Genomic DNA, 12,521 nt, shown 5'->3' on the forward strand with positions numbered 1-12,521 from the left:
CAGATGACGCCGACGCAAAGGGGCGCGGCGCGGGCTTGCTATGTCAAGCTTTGTAAGTGCCGTGCGCAGTGTCAGGCTTTGACGACGCGGAAGTGGTTGTCCCAGGACAGCTCGCGCGAAGGCGGCAGCACCGGTGCCTGGTAACCCGTGGCATCGGCACGCAGCATGGCGCCCAGGCCGCTGCTGATCAGAAACCCGGTTTCGGGCGCGGGCGCCACGCCGCACCCGTCGGCCAATGGCGTCGTGCCCAGGCAGCGGCCGCTGGCCGCGTCCCAATACATCACCTGCCCGCCCACCGGGCTGGACGTGGCGATGACGCCGCCCGCCGCATCCACCGTGACCGACCCGACGTAGTTGCGCATATTGCGCAGCGTCTCGGCCGGCCCCTCGAACAGTTCCAGCTGCGCGCCGCGCCGATGCCGCCCGACCAGCGCGGGCCGATCCGATGCCGGCCCCATGTACTGGCAGCCGAACCACACGCAGCCGTCGGCCGCCAGCGCCAGATGCCGGATCGACAAGCGATGCAGCGTGGGCGGCAACTCCACCTTTTCAAGCAACCGGCCACTGGCCGCGTCGATATAGGCCAGCGATGGCCGCATCGTGTCCAGGTTCAGTTCCAGCTTGCCGTAATCGGGATGCGTCAGGATGCCGCCGTTGGCGACGCACAGCGTCTTGCCGTCCGGCATCAATACGACTTCGTGCGGACCGATTCCGGCCGAATCGAATTCGCCGATTCGGCGCCACGCGCCGCCCGGCGAGGCATCGTAGATGCCCAGTACACCGCGCCCGCCGTCGAAGTCGTTTTCCGTGGCGGCCAACAGGCGCCCGCCATCAATAAACGCGCCATGTCCGAAAAAATGGCGTTCGTCCGGCACAGGCAAGGCCTGCGGCTGGCCCTTGTCACGCAACGAAAACGCCACGGCAAAAAAGCCCGGCTGGCGGCCGAACACCACCGCGCGCTGGCGCACGGCGTCGATGGCAAAGCTATGGCCGCGCGCGGGCATCGGCACCACCAGACGGTCGTGCCCGGCCTCGTCCAGCAACACGGCTTCGTCGCGGCCGCCGCGCTTGCGTGCGCTGAGATACAGCGCGCCGCCATCGGCGGGCAGCACCGCCCGCGCGGCGGTGGGCGACAAGCCCAGCGCCGTGGCCAGCATCAGGAAGCGGCGGCGGTCAATCACCATCAAGCGCATTGAACCCGATGGTGACACCCAGCGCCGGGGCCAGATCCTGGTCGACGATGGCCTTGGCGTTCTGGATGGTCAGCGAGGCCAACAGCAACAAGCGGCGCCCTTCTTCGTCTTGCAGCGCGGCGTCCAGCGGGGCGGGCACGGCTTGCAAGGTCTGGGCGGCGGACTGCAATTCGCCGCGCACGGACACATCCATCCACTCGCTGCCGGCGGGCAAGGCATAGGCGCCCGCCTGATAGAACGCCCTCAAGCCATCCAGATTCGCCGCCAGCAAGCGCGTGGACATGCCGCTGCGCCAGAACGCGGCGCGCTTGGGCCGCGCGGCGTCGGGAGACTCGCCCAACACCGGCAGGATCTTCACGTCGCGGGCAAACTGCAAACCGGTCGACAAGGCCTTCATGGCTTCGGCGGCAATTTCCTGGGGGTCGCGGTACAGGTCGTTGCCGGCTTGCGGCTTGGCGAACTGGCGGCCGAACTCGCCTTGCGGGCTCCAGGCCTGGGCCACATCGCGCGATATCGTCGTAACGTTGGCGGCCACCGCGCGGGCATAGCCGCAGGCGTAGGCAAAGGTCGGCGCGCCGGTCTGCTTGAGCAGCGCGGGGTCGCCGTACAGCACGTATTCCAGCGCGGGCAGTCCCTGCACCGCCACGCTGCGGCCGGCCAGCGCGCCGGGCGCGAGCAAGGCGGCGTCTTGCGCGGCGATCAACTGCTGCACCTGGCGCGGCATGACGCCGCGCGTGTCGGGCCAGAACGCCAGCCGTTCAAAGCGGTTGGCTTGCACCAGCGGGCCAAAACGCAGAATCTCGACGCCGGACCACGCCAGCGCCAACTGTGTATAGGCGTCGGCCACGCGCGTGGCACCGGCGGCATCCGGCTTGGCGCACCAGCCGCCCAGCGCGCCATCCAGCGCGGCGGCGGCATCCACCATCTTGCTGACGGCCGGGCGGGCATAGTCGCGTGCCAGCCGCTCGCCCAGGTCCGGGGAAAGTTGCGCCTGCACGGCCAGCGGCACGGCCAGCAGCGCGGCCGCCAGGGTGGCCTTCGATGCCAAGGATTTCAATGCAAAGGCGTTCAGCGCGGTGGGCTTCAATGCAGGGGGCTTCAATGCAGGGGCCTTCAAAGCGGCGACCTTCACTGCGAGAGTGTTCAGCGCCGTGACCTTCAGCGCGGTGGGCTTCAATGCGGTGGACTTCCATGCGGCGCTCTTCGTCACCGGAGCATTCCACGCAATCGCCCTGCCCCGCGCAGCCTTAACCCCCGCTTGCGTCATAGATGCCATCACAACGACTCCAGGAAACGAATCAGATCAGCGCGTTCGTCCGGCGTCATCGCCACGACGCGATCGCGCGCGGGTTTGCCCGCGCCGCCATGCCACAGCACCGCTTCCAGCAGCGTCCGGGCGCGCCCGTCGTGCAGCCACGTCGCCGTGGGATTCACGGTCTTGGTCAGGCCGATGCCCCACAGCGGCGGCGTGCGCCACTCGCGGCCGGTGGCCTGGCCGTCGGACACGCCATCGGCCAGGTCATCGCCCATGTCGTGCACCAGCATGTCGGTGTACGGCCAGATCAGTTGAAACCGGTGTTCCGGCTGCTTGGCGTTGCGGCTGGTCACGTACTTGGGCACGTGACACGCCACGCAGTTGGCTTCGTAGAACAGCTTCTTGCCGGCCAGCACGCGCGCGTCGTCGGCGTCGCGGCGCTGCGGCACCGCCAGGTTGGTGGAATAGATGGTCACGAAGTCCATCAGTTTTGCCGGCACCTCTTCCGGACCAAAGCGCGGCTGCGCGCCATGCGGCATATCCAGGCACTGCTTCTGCGCGGGCGTGCAGTCGCCCGAATGCTTCGGGAACAGCGGCGTGGACAAACCCATGTCGTTGGAGAACGCGGCGGCGCTCTGCTGTTCAACGGTGGGCTGGCCCGCCTTCAGATTGAAGCGGCCCAGCACGCGCTTGCCGCTGCGCGCGTCGGTCACCCAATTCGGCTTGCCCACGATGCCGTCGCGCTTGTCCGCGCCCACGTTGGCCAGGATGTCGGCTTCGTGTATGGATTCCAGCAAGCCCAACCCGATCATGGGCGGCGCCAGGCGCGGCGAAATCTGCGTGTCGGCGCGCAGGGGGCCATAACCCGGGTTTTCGATGCGATACGTGGGCTTCATCAACGTGGCCGTCTCGCCGCCGTTCAATGCCACCGCGATGGGCGCGTATTCGATTTCCATGCGGCCTTCGGCCGGCAGCCCCGCCACCGCGAAATTCTGCAATTGCACGCCGTAGACGGGTTCGGGCAACTCGGCCAATTCGCCCGGCGCCAGCGTCGGATGACCACGGTCGGGGCCGCGCGGCACCGCAAGGCGCAACAGCAGCGCCACGGCGTCGGTGCGTTCCAGGGGGTCGAAGCCTGGCACGGTGCCACGCCCGTCCTTCGTGTGACAGGCCTGGCACGAGCGCGCGTTAAACAGCGGCCCCAGGCCGTCGGAGGCCTGCGTCGATGCCGGCGCCGACACCCAGTCCTTGCGGAACAGGCCGTTGCCCACCTGAAATTCCTGGCGGCCCTCGAAGCTCATGTTGGCCGAGGGCTGGGAAAAGATATCGGCGTTGATCAGTTTATTGGTGGTCGCCGCCCCGGCCTGCATGGTCTCGAAGGTTTCAACCTTGGAGAAATCGCGCGTGGGCGCGGTGATGGCGGTGACGCGTTTTTGGTCTTCGGGCGTTAAGTCGTCACGCCCGGCAGTAACTTCGGTGGCAGCGGCGGCGCCGGCGCAGGCCGACGCCGCCAGTACGGCGGCTAGAACGAGTTTCACTTGAATACGGCGTCAGGTTTATCCAGGCTGTCGGAACCTTCGATGGCTACCTTGCCAAGCTCAAGCAACGTGATCACGCGTTCCAGGCTGCGGGTCTGGTCCACCAGGCCGTCGATGGCGGCCTGCACCACGGCGTTGCCTTCCTTATTGCCGTCCGCAATCATCTGGTCATAGGTTTCGACCGTTTCGGCGCGCGTCTTCATGGCCTGCATGGCCGCCACGGTGGCGTCCAGCTTGGCGCGCACTTCGGCGTCCAGCTTGGGATCGCGCGCCTTGACCAGCTCAGACAGGCTGGCGCCCGTGACCTGCTTGCCGTCGATGCGGGTGTAGGTGCCCAGGTAGACGTTACGGATACCGATCTGGTCGTAGTAGTGCGAATTGTGGGTGTTGTCCGAGAAGCAATCGTGCTCTTCTTCGGGGTCGTGCAGCATCAGGCCCAGCTTCATGCGTTCGCCGGCCAATTCGCCGTACGACAAGCTGCCCAGGCCCGTCAGCATGGCGATCAGGCCCGCCTTGGGATCTTCTTCCACGGCCTTGCGCGCCGCGCCGTCCTTCTTCCAGTTGCCGACCATTTCTTCCAGGTCGGTCACCAGCAGGTCGGTCACGGCCTTCAGGAATTGCACGCGGCGTTCGCAGTGGCCGCCCGTGCATTGCTTGGTGTCGAAGTCGGTATGCGGGCGGTTGCCCGAATGGCGTTCTTGCGGCGTGCCCTTGCGGTCCGCCGGCGCCGGGCCGGTGCCGTTCAGGTCCTGGCCCCACAGCAGGAATTCGATGGCGTGATAGCCGGTGGCCACGTTGGCTTCGTTGCCGTCGGCTTCGTGCAGCACTTCGGACAACAGCTGCGGCGTGATCTTGCTGACGTCCACCGTCTTGCCGCCGACCGAAATCTTTGAATTGGCGATGACGTTGACGGCGTAGTAGGCGTTTTCGTCGTTGTCGGTGCCGTACGAGGCATCCACATAGTCGATCAGGCCTTCGTCCAGCGGCCAGGCATTCACGCGGCCTTCCCAGTCATCGACGATGGGGTTGCCGAAGCGATACGCCTCGGTCTGCTGGTAGGGCACGCGCGCGGCCAGCCAAGCTTCGCGGGCGGCCTTCAGCGTGTCGGGGCTGGGCTTGGCGATCAGCGCGTTGATGGCAGAGCGCAGCGTCTTGGCGGCGGCCAGCGAATCTTCATAGCCCGCCAGCGCCAGATCCGAATAGGTGGCGACGACAGCACGGGGTTCCGCCGCCGCGTGGGCCGTTCCCCCGAATACCGCTGCGGCCAACACCGCCCCCAACAACAACTTGCGCATCGACTTTCTCCCGTGACTCGAACGGTGTCCGCCCCCGCGGCGGGCCGTTCCGACTTCAATTTTGTGGATGCGAGTGTAAACAATTTTCGTTTGATGTTCAGCGCCAAGTCAGATACCTGACATTTTTTTGAACGACATCCGCGCAAAAAAATGCGCGCCACCAAAGCGTGCCGCTACTATCCCGCTATTACCGTCCCCGTTTTGAAGACCATGGAACTGCGTCAACTCCGCTACTTCGTGCGCGTGGCCGAACTTGGCAGCATCGGCCGGGCAGCGCGCGATCTGGGCGTGGTGGCCTCGGCGCTAAGCCAGCAGATCAGCCGACTGGAAAGCGAATTGGCGACGCGCTTGCTGATGCGCACGCACACCGGCGTGGTGCCCACCGCCGCCGGCACCGCGTTTCTGCGCCAGGCCCGGCTGACACTGCGGCACGCAGAACACGCCGTGGCCGCCGCGCGCGAGGCCCGGCTGTCGGGCATGGTCAGCGTGGGCTTTGCGCCCACCACGGCGTCCATGTTGGCCCGGCCGTTCTACGCGGCCATGGCCGAACGCTATCCCAACGTGCGGCTGCATCTGGTCGAAGGCTTGTCCGGCAACCTGGGCGACCAGCTGAACAACCGGCGCCTGGATCTGGCGGTGCTGTTCCAGAATGACAGCAGCCAGGGCCGCAGCGCCATCCCGGTGCTGGACGAAAAATTGTTCCTGCTGGCCCAGCGCGGCGTGTTCGCCTTGCCCGACGGCGAACCCGCCACCATCGACCAGTTGGCGGGCCTGCCCCTGGCCGTGACCAGCAAGGCCCATGGCCTGCGCGCCTGGGTAGAAGCCGCCTTCGAACGCGTCGGCATCGAGCCCTGGGTGGCGGTGGAAGTGGACGGGCTGACGACCTTGATGGACCTGGTGCAGGCCAACCCCATCGCCACCATCCAGCCGGGCGCCGCCGTGGCGCGGGCCGAGGCCGGGCTGCTGAACATGCACCCCATCGACGACCCCTTCCTGTACCGCCGCAACGCCGTCTACTGCATCAACGACGAAGAACTGTCACCCGCCGCGCTGGCCGCGCGCGTGGTGCTGGTGGACGTGATGCGTGCGCAGGTGCGCCACGGCGGCTGGCCCGGCGCCACCCTTCTGGATTCGTGATGCCCCCATGCCGGGCGCAGGGCTAGGCCGCGCCAGGTCACACGCATACATTGCATTGGTGAACGCCGTGGCATGGTGCCGCGGCAACGGACCTCTGCAAAGCTGATGACCACTGACTCCCGACGCCCGGGCACGCTTCCCATTGCTTCCATGCGGCCGCACTGTTCCGACCAGGAATGGCAGGCCCGTGTCGATCTGGCCGCCTGTTACCGACTGGTCGAGCTTTACGGCATGGCCGACATGATGGCCAACCACATCTCGGCCCGCGTGCCTGGCGAAGACAACGCGTTCCTCATCAACCCCTACGGGATGATGTACGAAGAGATCACGGCGTCCAGCCTGATCAAGGTGGACCTGGACGGCACCATCCTGGCCAAGCCGGACTTTGGCGACATGCACTACGGCATCAACAAGGCCGGCTACGTGATCCACAGCGCGGTGCACGCCGCGCGCCATGACGTGGACTGCGTGATCCACACGCACAGCTGGGCGTCGATGGCTGTGGCCTCGCTGGACTGCGGGCTGCTGCCGTTGACGCAGACGGCCATGCGCTTTTTGAAGATTGGCTATCACGACTACCAGGGCGTGGTGCTGGACCTGCAAGAGCAGCAATCCCTGTTGCAGGACCTGGGTCAGGGCGAAGCGCTGATCCTGCGCAACCATGGCGCGCTGACGGTGGGCCGCACGGTGGGCGAGGCCTTTAACTGGATGCATCGGCTGGAGCTGGCCTGCCGCTCCCAATTGGCGGCCATGGCCACGGGCTCGCCGCTGCGCCAGGTCAGCCCCGCCGTGCTGGAAGAAACCTGGAACAACTATCAGCCCGGCACGCGTCGCCCTTACGGCGTCATGGAATGGCCGGCCCTGCTGCGCAAGCTGGACCGCATCGACCCCGGCTTTCGGGATTGACCCCGGCGTCCTGAGCGACGACGGATTCCTGCATTGGAGTCCTGCATTCGATCTTGCATTTCAATGGCGCCGGCCGACGTGGCGGCACGGCGCCGACCTATCCAAACGACAACCACGGACGGAGACAACGATGAATACTGCCCGAGCCCTGCTCGCCGCCGCAGCGGCGGCCTGCGCCTGTACCGCGCCGCCCGCCATGGCCGCCGACTACCCCGACAAGCCTGTGAAAGTGATCGTGGCGTTCACCGCCGGCGGCACCACCGACACGTTGACGCGCAGCATGTCCAACGCGCTGTCCAAGAAGCTGGAGCAACCGTTCGTGGTGGAAAACAAACCGGGCGCGGGCGGCAACATCGGTACCGAGTTCGTCGTGCGCGCCGCGCCCGACGGGCACACGCTGATCGTCAATTCCGTGGGCCCCATCGCGGTGAATGCGTCGCTGGCCAAACTGTCGTTCGACCCCTTGACCGACCTGGTGCCGATGGTGCAGATCGCCACCGTGCCCAACGTGCTGGTCGTGCCGCCGTCCTCGCCCGCCAAGGACATCAAGAGCTTTCTGGCTTACGTCAAAAAGGCGCAGCACTTGAACTACAGCTCTACCGGCGTGGGCACGTCGTCGCACTTGTCCAGCTATATGTTGATGGACCAACTGGGGGTGCAGGCCACGCACGTGCCGTACAAGGGCGCCGACGCGGTCAACGACCTGCTGGCCGGACGCATCGACTTCATGTTCGCCACCATTCCGTCGGTGATCGGGCAGATACGCGCGGGCAAGCTGCGCCCGCTGGCCGTCAGCACGCTGCAACGGTCGGCGACCCTGCCCGAGTTGCCCACTATTGCCGAGTCCGGCTATCCGGGCTTTGATGCCGGCTCATGGTTTGGCTTCTTCGGCCCGAAAGGCACGCCGCCCGAGGTGGTCGCCGTGATCAACCGCGAAGTCAACGCCGCCCTGCCCTCGCTGAAGGCGCAGATGCTGCATGAAGGCGCCGAGCCCGTGGGTGGCACGCCCGCGCAGTTCTCCACGTTCATCCGCGCGGAACACGACAAGTGGGCCGCGCTGGTGCGCAAGTTCCAACCGGCCGCCAACTAAGCAGCACACCTAAGCAGCACGCCTAAGCAGCTACATCCCCAAAGCAGCCGCCCTTGGCACTCGCCTCTTAGCACTCGCCCCCCAGCAGCCGCCCACTGCGTCACCACCGAGCCATCCATGCCGCACGACGAGATCCGCATCCTTTGTTCGCCCGCCGAGGCGGGCGCGCTGCGCCAGGCGCTTGCCAGCGTTGATGCACCGCGCATCGCGCTCTGCCACCCGCAGCCCGGCGAGCCGTGCCCCGCGCACGTCGCGTTTATTTCGCGCGACATCACCGGCGCGTCCACCAAGTTCCAGATCACGCCCGACACGGCGCGTTACTACGACGCGCTGCTGTCCGCCCCTGAGCTGCAATGGGTCCATGTGCACTCGGCCGGCGCGGACCGCGACATCTATCAGCAACTGCACGCGCGCGGCGTCGCCATCACCACGTCACAAGGCGCGACCGACGCCGTGGTTGCGCAAACCGCCATCGCCGGCGTGCTGGCCTTGGCGCGCCGCCTGCCCCTGCTGGCCGCCGATCAGCGCGAACGCGCGTGGCGGCCTCTGTTGGGCGATCGCACGCCACGCGATCTGGCTGGGCAACACGCCGTGGTGGTGGGCTGGGGCGGCATCGGCCAACGCATTGGCGCGCTGCTGGGCGCGCTGGGGCTGACGCTGTCGGTGGTGCGCCATTCCGCCACGCCCGTGCCACAAGCGCGCCACACCGTCACCTATGCCGACCTGCGCAGCCTGCTGCCACCGGCCGACTGGCTGGTGCTGGCCTGCCCGTTGACGCCGGCCACGCGTGGGCTGATCGACCAGCAGGCGTTGGCCGCCCTGCCCGCGCACGCGTCGGTCGTCAACGTGGCGCGCGGCCACGTCATTGATGAAGCGGCCTTGATCGACGCCTTGTCGGCGCGTCGACTGGGCGGCGCGTTCCTGGACGTGTTCCAGCAAGAACCGCTGCCGCCGGAGTCCCCGCTATGGGGTTTGGACAACGTCATCGTGACGCCGCACAGCGCGGGTTTCTCGAACGGCAATCGCGCACGCGTGCGCAGCCTGTTTGTAGACAACCTGCGCCGGTGGGCGCGCGCAGAACCGCTGGCCAACCGTGTGGTGGGCTGACGCCGCCGCATCCGCCAGCCTGCCGACGCCCCGCCCGGCGTTCGAACTGTCCCCTTCAGTGGTGCGTCATGCACCAAAATGGTTCATGCGTGGCACCAGCGCGAGGCTGCCGCGCGCGCCGCCCAGGGCTAACCCCACCCCGGCAAACCTGGCACGGGTTTTGCTTGATGACTGGTATGCAAGCTTGTCTACAAGGCAAGCGTCGCAACACCTTTCACAGCAAGCCCTCCAGGAGCCTTCATGATCAACCGCAATGCGCCTTTCGCCTTCAACGCCACCCGCCGCCGCCTGATCCAGGGCGCTGCCCTGGGCGCCGCGACGCTGGCCGCGCCCGCGCTGGTGCGCGCCCAGTCGGGCCCGGTGATCCGCATCGGTTTCTGGCCGGTGGCCGCCGGCCTGCCGTTCTACGCGGCCGTCGAAAAAGGCTACTTCAAGGAAGCGGGCCTGAACGTCGAGCCGCTGAAGTTCGCGGGCGCGCAGCAGGTCATGGAAGCCATGCTGGCCGGTCGCGCGGACGGTAGCGCCAACGGCACCGGCTCGGCCAACCTGGCCATCGGCGAAATCGCCTCGCCCGGCTTGTTCAAGATTTTTGCGTCCAACCCCAGCAACGCCAAGAACGTGCTGGATGAGTTCATCGTCGCGAAAGATAGTCCCATCAAATCCATAGCAGACCTCAAGGGGAAAAAGGTCGGATCTGGACCCGGCATCCAGAACGCCACGCTGGCCAAAGCAGTACTGGAGCGCGCCGGCGCAACCGGAGCAACCGTGGTCGAGTTGGCAATCAGCCAGCACGTGGCCGCGGTTGCCGCCGGCCAGTTGGATGCGTGCTACACGCTGGAACCCACGGGCACGGTGGGCCGCTTGAACGGCACCACGCGCGTGCTGGAAACGGGCGTGATCGCCAAGTACGTGTTGGGCGATCCGATGGCGCCGTGGTTTGGCGGGTCGGCCTCGCTGACCACCGCGTTCCTGAAAAAGCATCCGGAAGAAAGCAAGAAATTCATCGCGGCCTACGCGCGCGGCATCGAACTGATCCGCACCAAGCCGGCCGAGGCGCGCCCCTTCATGAAGGGCTACACCGCCATCGAAGGCCCCATGACCGAAGAAGTGCCGCTGGCCGCCTACACGCTCTACAACGAGTTCACGCCCAGCGACATCCAGTACTTCCAGAAGTTCTTCGACCTGTTCACCGAGAAGGGCATCTTCGCGCAAAAGGTCGACGTGTCGACCATGCTTTACAAGGGCTGACCCATGACAGCCACGACCGCGACTTCCGCAACCTCAACCGTGCCCGCAAGCGCGACCACGACCGCGACCGCGACAAAGGCACCGACCGCCATGACCGCCCCCTCCGCCCCCACCAGGCAGCCGCCGCGCAAGTTCAACGGCGCACGCTTTCTGCCGCTGATCGGCCCCCTGGCGCTTTTCGTGATCTGGGACCTGGTGGTGCGACTGCAACTGGTCAGCCCCGTGCTGCTGCCCACGCCCAGCGCCACCATCGTGGCCTTGGTCAAGGGGCTGGCCGGCGGGCCGCTGCTGTGGGACTTCCTGTCGTCGCTGAACCGCACGCTGCAAGCCTTCGTGATCGCCGGCGTCATCGGCGTGCCGCTGGGCGTGCTGCTGGGCAGCAATGAAAAGGCGTATCGCAGCGTGGAGTTCCTGGTGGACTTCTTTCGGTCGACGCCGTCGTCCGCGCTGATCCCGCTGTTCCTGATGATCTTTGGCGTCACCGACATGAACAAGATCGCCATCGCCGCGTTCGCCGCCGTGCTGGTGATTCTGTTCAACAGTGCCTATGGCGTCATCAACGCACGCAAGCAGCGCGTGATGGCGGCCCGCGTGATGGGCGCATCGCGCTGGCAGATCTTCAAGGACGTGCTGATCTGGGAAAGCCTGCAACCCACGTTCGTCGGCCTGCGCAGCGGCGTGTCGATGGCGCTGGTGATCGTGATCGTGGCGGAAATGTTCATCGGGTCCGACAGCGGCCTGGGCAATCGCATCATCAACGCGCAGCAGGTGCTGAACGTGCGCGAGATGTACGCGGCCATCCTGGCGGCCGGCGCGTTGGGCTATGTGCTGAACATTATTTTTCTTGTGCTGGAAAAGCGCGTGGTCCATTGGAGCGGCCGATAAATGTCCACCGTCATCAACCCCATCATCGCCCCTGCCCCCGCCGCCGCGCCGTTCGCGCCCGGCCCCTTGGGCACGCACATCACCATCCGTGGCCTGACCAAGTACTTCGCGGGCTGGCCGCTGTACGAAGACTTCAACCTGGACATCCCCAAGGGCAAGATCGTGTCGGTCTTCGGCCCCAACGGCTGCGGCAAGTCCACGCTGATCAACATGATCGCGGGCCTCATTCCCATCGACTCAGGCGAGATCCTGTTCGACGGAAAGTCCCTGGCGCAAACCAAGATCGGCTACGTGTTCCAGAACTACCGCGAAGCCATGTTCCCGTGGCTGCGCACCATTGACAACATTGCCTACCCGCTGCGTCTGGAAGGCCGCAGCAAGGCCGAAGTGGATGCGCGCGTGGAAGAGCTGGTCGCCTCGTTCGACGTCAAGTTCGACCTCAAGCGCTACCCGTATGAACTCAGTGGCGGGCAGCAGCAGACGGCGTCCATCATGCGCGCGCTGGCCCCCGGACCCGAGGTGCTGTTTCTTGACGAACCCTTCTCCGCGCTGGACTTCGAGATGACGCTGTTCATCCGCGAAAAGCTGCAAGAAGTGTTTCTGCAAACGGGCACCACGATGTTGCTGGTGTCGCACGATCTGGAAGAAGCCGTGTACCTGGCTGACCAGGTGCTGCTGCTGACCAAGCGCCCCACCCGCGTGGCCGAGATCCTGGACTACACGGATGCCCGCCCGCGCACGGTGGATACGCTGTCCGAGCCCAGCTTTATTCAGATGAAGAAACTGAGCCTGGAGATTTTCCAGCGCGAGGTGCGCCGGTAGACCGGTAGGCCGGTAGGCCGGTCACCACCGCGACTGCCCGGGCAG

At 66.2% G+C, this 12,521-nt stretch carries 11 protein-coding genes; 7 read left to right on the plus strand and 4 right to left on the minus strand.

Going from position 1 to position 12,521, the window contains the following annotated elements; translation table 11 throughout:
- Window positions 1-71: 71 nt before the first annotated feature.
- The 4 genes from KYT87_RS19225 to KYT87_RS19240 all read right to left on the minus strand — a co-directional run bounded on the left by KYT87_RS19225 (window position 72) and on the right by KYT87_RS19240 (window position 5,281).
- Window positions 72-1,184, minus strand: coding sequence for a DUF1513 domain-containing protein (locus KYT87_RS19225; protein ID WP_219992725.1), 1,113 nt, complete (start codon window positions 1,182-1,184; stop codon window positions 72-74).
- Complete coding sequence (locus KYT87_RS19230) at window positions 1,174-2,118, minus strand: imelysin family protein (RefSeq protein ID WP_370638780.1); 945 nt, start codon at window positions 2,116-2,118, stop codon at window positions 1,174-1,176. Before KYT87_RS19230 ends, KYT87_RS19225 begins: the two co-directional genes overlap by 11 nt.
- 350 nt (window positions 2,119-2,468) lie before the next feature.
- Window positions 2,469-3,986: a di-heme oxidoredictase family protein gene (locus tag KYT87_RS19235; protein ID WP_219990601.1), complete on the minus strand. Its 1,518-nt coding sequence runs from the start codon at window positions 3,984-3,986 to the stop codon at window positions 2,469-2,471.
- Window positions 3,983-5,281, minus strand: a complete 1,299-nt coding sequence (locus tag KYT87_RS19240) for an imelysin family protein (protein WP_104144227.1) — start codon at window positions 5,279-5,281, stop codon at window positions 3,983-3,985. The genes KYT87_RS19235 and KYT87_RS19240 overlap by 4 nt, the downstream gene beginning before the upstream one ends.
- Before the next feature lie 210 nt (window positions 5,282-5,491).
- Here KYT87_RS19240 and KYT87_RS19245 point away from each other — a divergent pair, with 210 nt between their 5' ends.
- The 7 genes from KYT87_RS19245 to KYT87_RS19275 all read left to right on the plus strand — a co-directional run bounded on the left by KYT87_RS19245 (window position 5,492) and on the right by KYT87_RS19275 (window position 12,476).
- Window positions 5,492-6,418: a LysR family transcriptional regulator gene (locus tag KYT87_RS19245; protein ID WP_046804208.1), complete on the plus strand. Its 927-nt coding sequence runs from the start codon at window positions 5,492-5,494 to the stop codon at window positions 6,416-6,418.
- A 105-nt stretch (window positions 6,419-6,523) separates the two neighbouring features.
- Window positions 6,524-7,324: a class II aldolase/adducin family protein gene (locus KYT87_RS19250; RefSeq protein WP_046804173.1), complete on the plus strand. Its 801-nt coding sequence runs from the start codon at window positions 6,524-6,526 to the stop codon at window positions 7,322-7,324.
- Between the two features lie 130 nt (window positions 7,325-7,454).
- The gene (locus KYT87_RS19255; protein ID WP_219990602.1) at window positions 7,455-8,414 is read left to right on the plus strand and encodes a tripartite tricarboxylate transporter substrate binding protein; all 960 of its coding nucleotides are present in this window, start codon (window positions 7,455-7,457) and stop codon (window positions 8,412-8,414) included.
- A gap of 117 nt (window positions 8,415-8,531) precedes the next feature.
- The gene (locus tag KYT87_RS19260; RefSeq protein WP_219990603.1) at window positions 8,532-9,521 is read left to right on the plus strand and encodes an NAD(P)-dependent oxidoreductase; all 990 of its coding nucleotides are present in this window, start codon (window positions 8,532-8,534) and stop codon (window positions 9,519-9,521) included.
- 240 nt (window positions 9,522-9,761) lie between these two features.
- Window positions 9,762-10,769 carry an ABC transporter substrate-binding protein gene (locus KYT87_RS19265; protein WP_046804176.1) on the plus strand — a complete coding sequence of 336 codons (1,008 nt, stop codon included), beginning with the start codon at window positions 9,762-9,764 and terminating at the stop codon, window positions 10,767-10,769.
- Window positions 10,770-10,859: 90 nt separating this feature from the next.
- Window positions 10,860-11,654, plus strand: coding sequence for an ABC transporter permease (locus tag KYT87_RS19270; protein ID WP_046804177.1), 795 nt, complete (start codon window positions 10,860-10,862; stop codon window positions 11,652-11,654).
- The gene (locus KYT87_RS19275; RefSeq protein ID WP_046804178.1) at window positions 11,655-12,476 is read left to right on the plus strand and encodes an ABC transporter ATP-binding protein; all 822 of its coding nucleotides are present in this window, start codon (window positions 11,655-11,657) and stop codon (window positions 12,474-12,476) included.
- Window positions 12,477-12,521: the final 45 nt, after the last annotated feature.

Origin of the sequence: Achromobacter sp. ES-001, assembly GCF_019448355.1 — a bacterium.
GTDB classification, from domain to species: Bacteria; Pseudomonadota; Gammaproteobacteria; order Burkholderiales; family Burkholderiaceae_B; genus Achromobacter; species Achromobacter spanius_B.

Bases quoted from the DNA above. Each gene is read 5' to 3' on its own strand.
- KYT87_RS19250 (WP_046804173.1), top strand. From the start codon at position 6,524: ATGACCACTGACTCCCGACGCCCGGGCACGCTTCCCATTGCTTCCATG.
- KYT87_RS19225 (WP_219992725.1), bottom strand. From the start codon at position 1,184: ATGGTGATTGACCGCCGCCGCTTCCTGATGCTGGCCACGGCGCTGGGC.
- KYT87_RS19255 (WP_219990602.1), top strand. From the start codon at position 7,455: ATGAATACTGCCCGAGCCCTGCTCGCCGCCGCAGCGGCGGCCTGCGCC.
- KYT87_RS19245 (WP_046804208.1), top strand. From the start codon at position 5,492: ATGGAACTGCGTCAACTCCGCTACTTCGTGCGCGTGGCCGAACTTGGC.
- KYT87_RS19230 (WP_370638780.1), bottom strand. From the start codon at position 2,118: ATGGTGGATGCCGCCGCCGCGCTGGATGGCGCGCTGGGCGGCTGGTGC.
- KYT87_RS19275 (WP_046804178.1), top strand. From the start codon at position 11,655: ATGTCCACCGTCATCAACCCCATCATCGCCCCTGCCCCCGCCGCCGCG.
- KYT87_RS19270 (WP_046804177.1), top strand. From the start codon at position 10,860: ATGACCGCCCCCTCCGCCCCCACCAGGCAGCCGCCGCGCAAGTTCAAC.
- KYT87_RS19265 (WP_046804176.1), top strand. From the start codon at position 9,762: ATGATCAACCGCAATGCGCCTTTCGCCTTCAACGCCACCCGCCGCCGC.
- KYT87_RS19240 (WP_104144227.1), bottom strand. From the start codon at position 5,281: ATGCGCAAGTTGTTGTTGGGGGCGGTGTTGGCCGCAGCGGTATTCGGG.
- KYT87_RS19260 (WP_219990603.1), top strand. From the start codon at position 8,532: ATGCCGCACGACGAGATCCGCATCCTTTGTTCGCCCGCCGAGGCGGGC.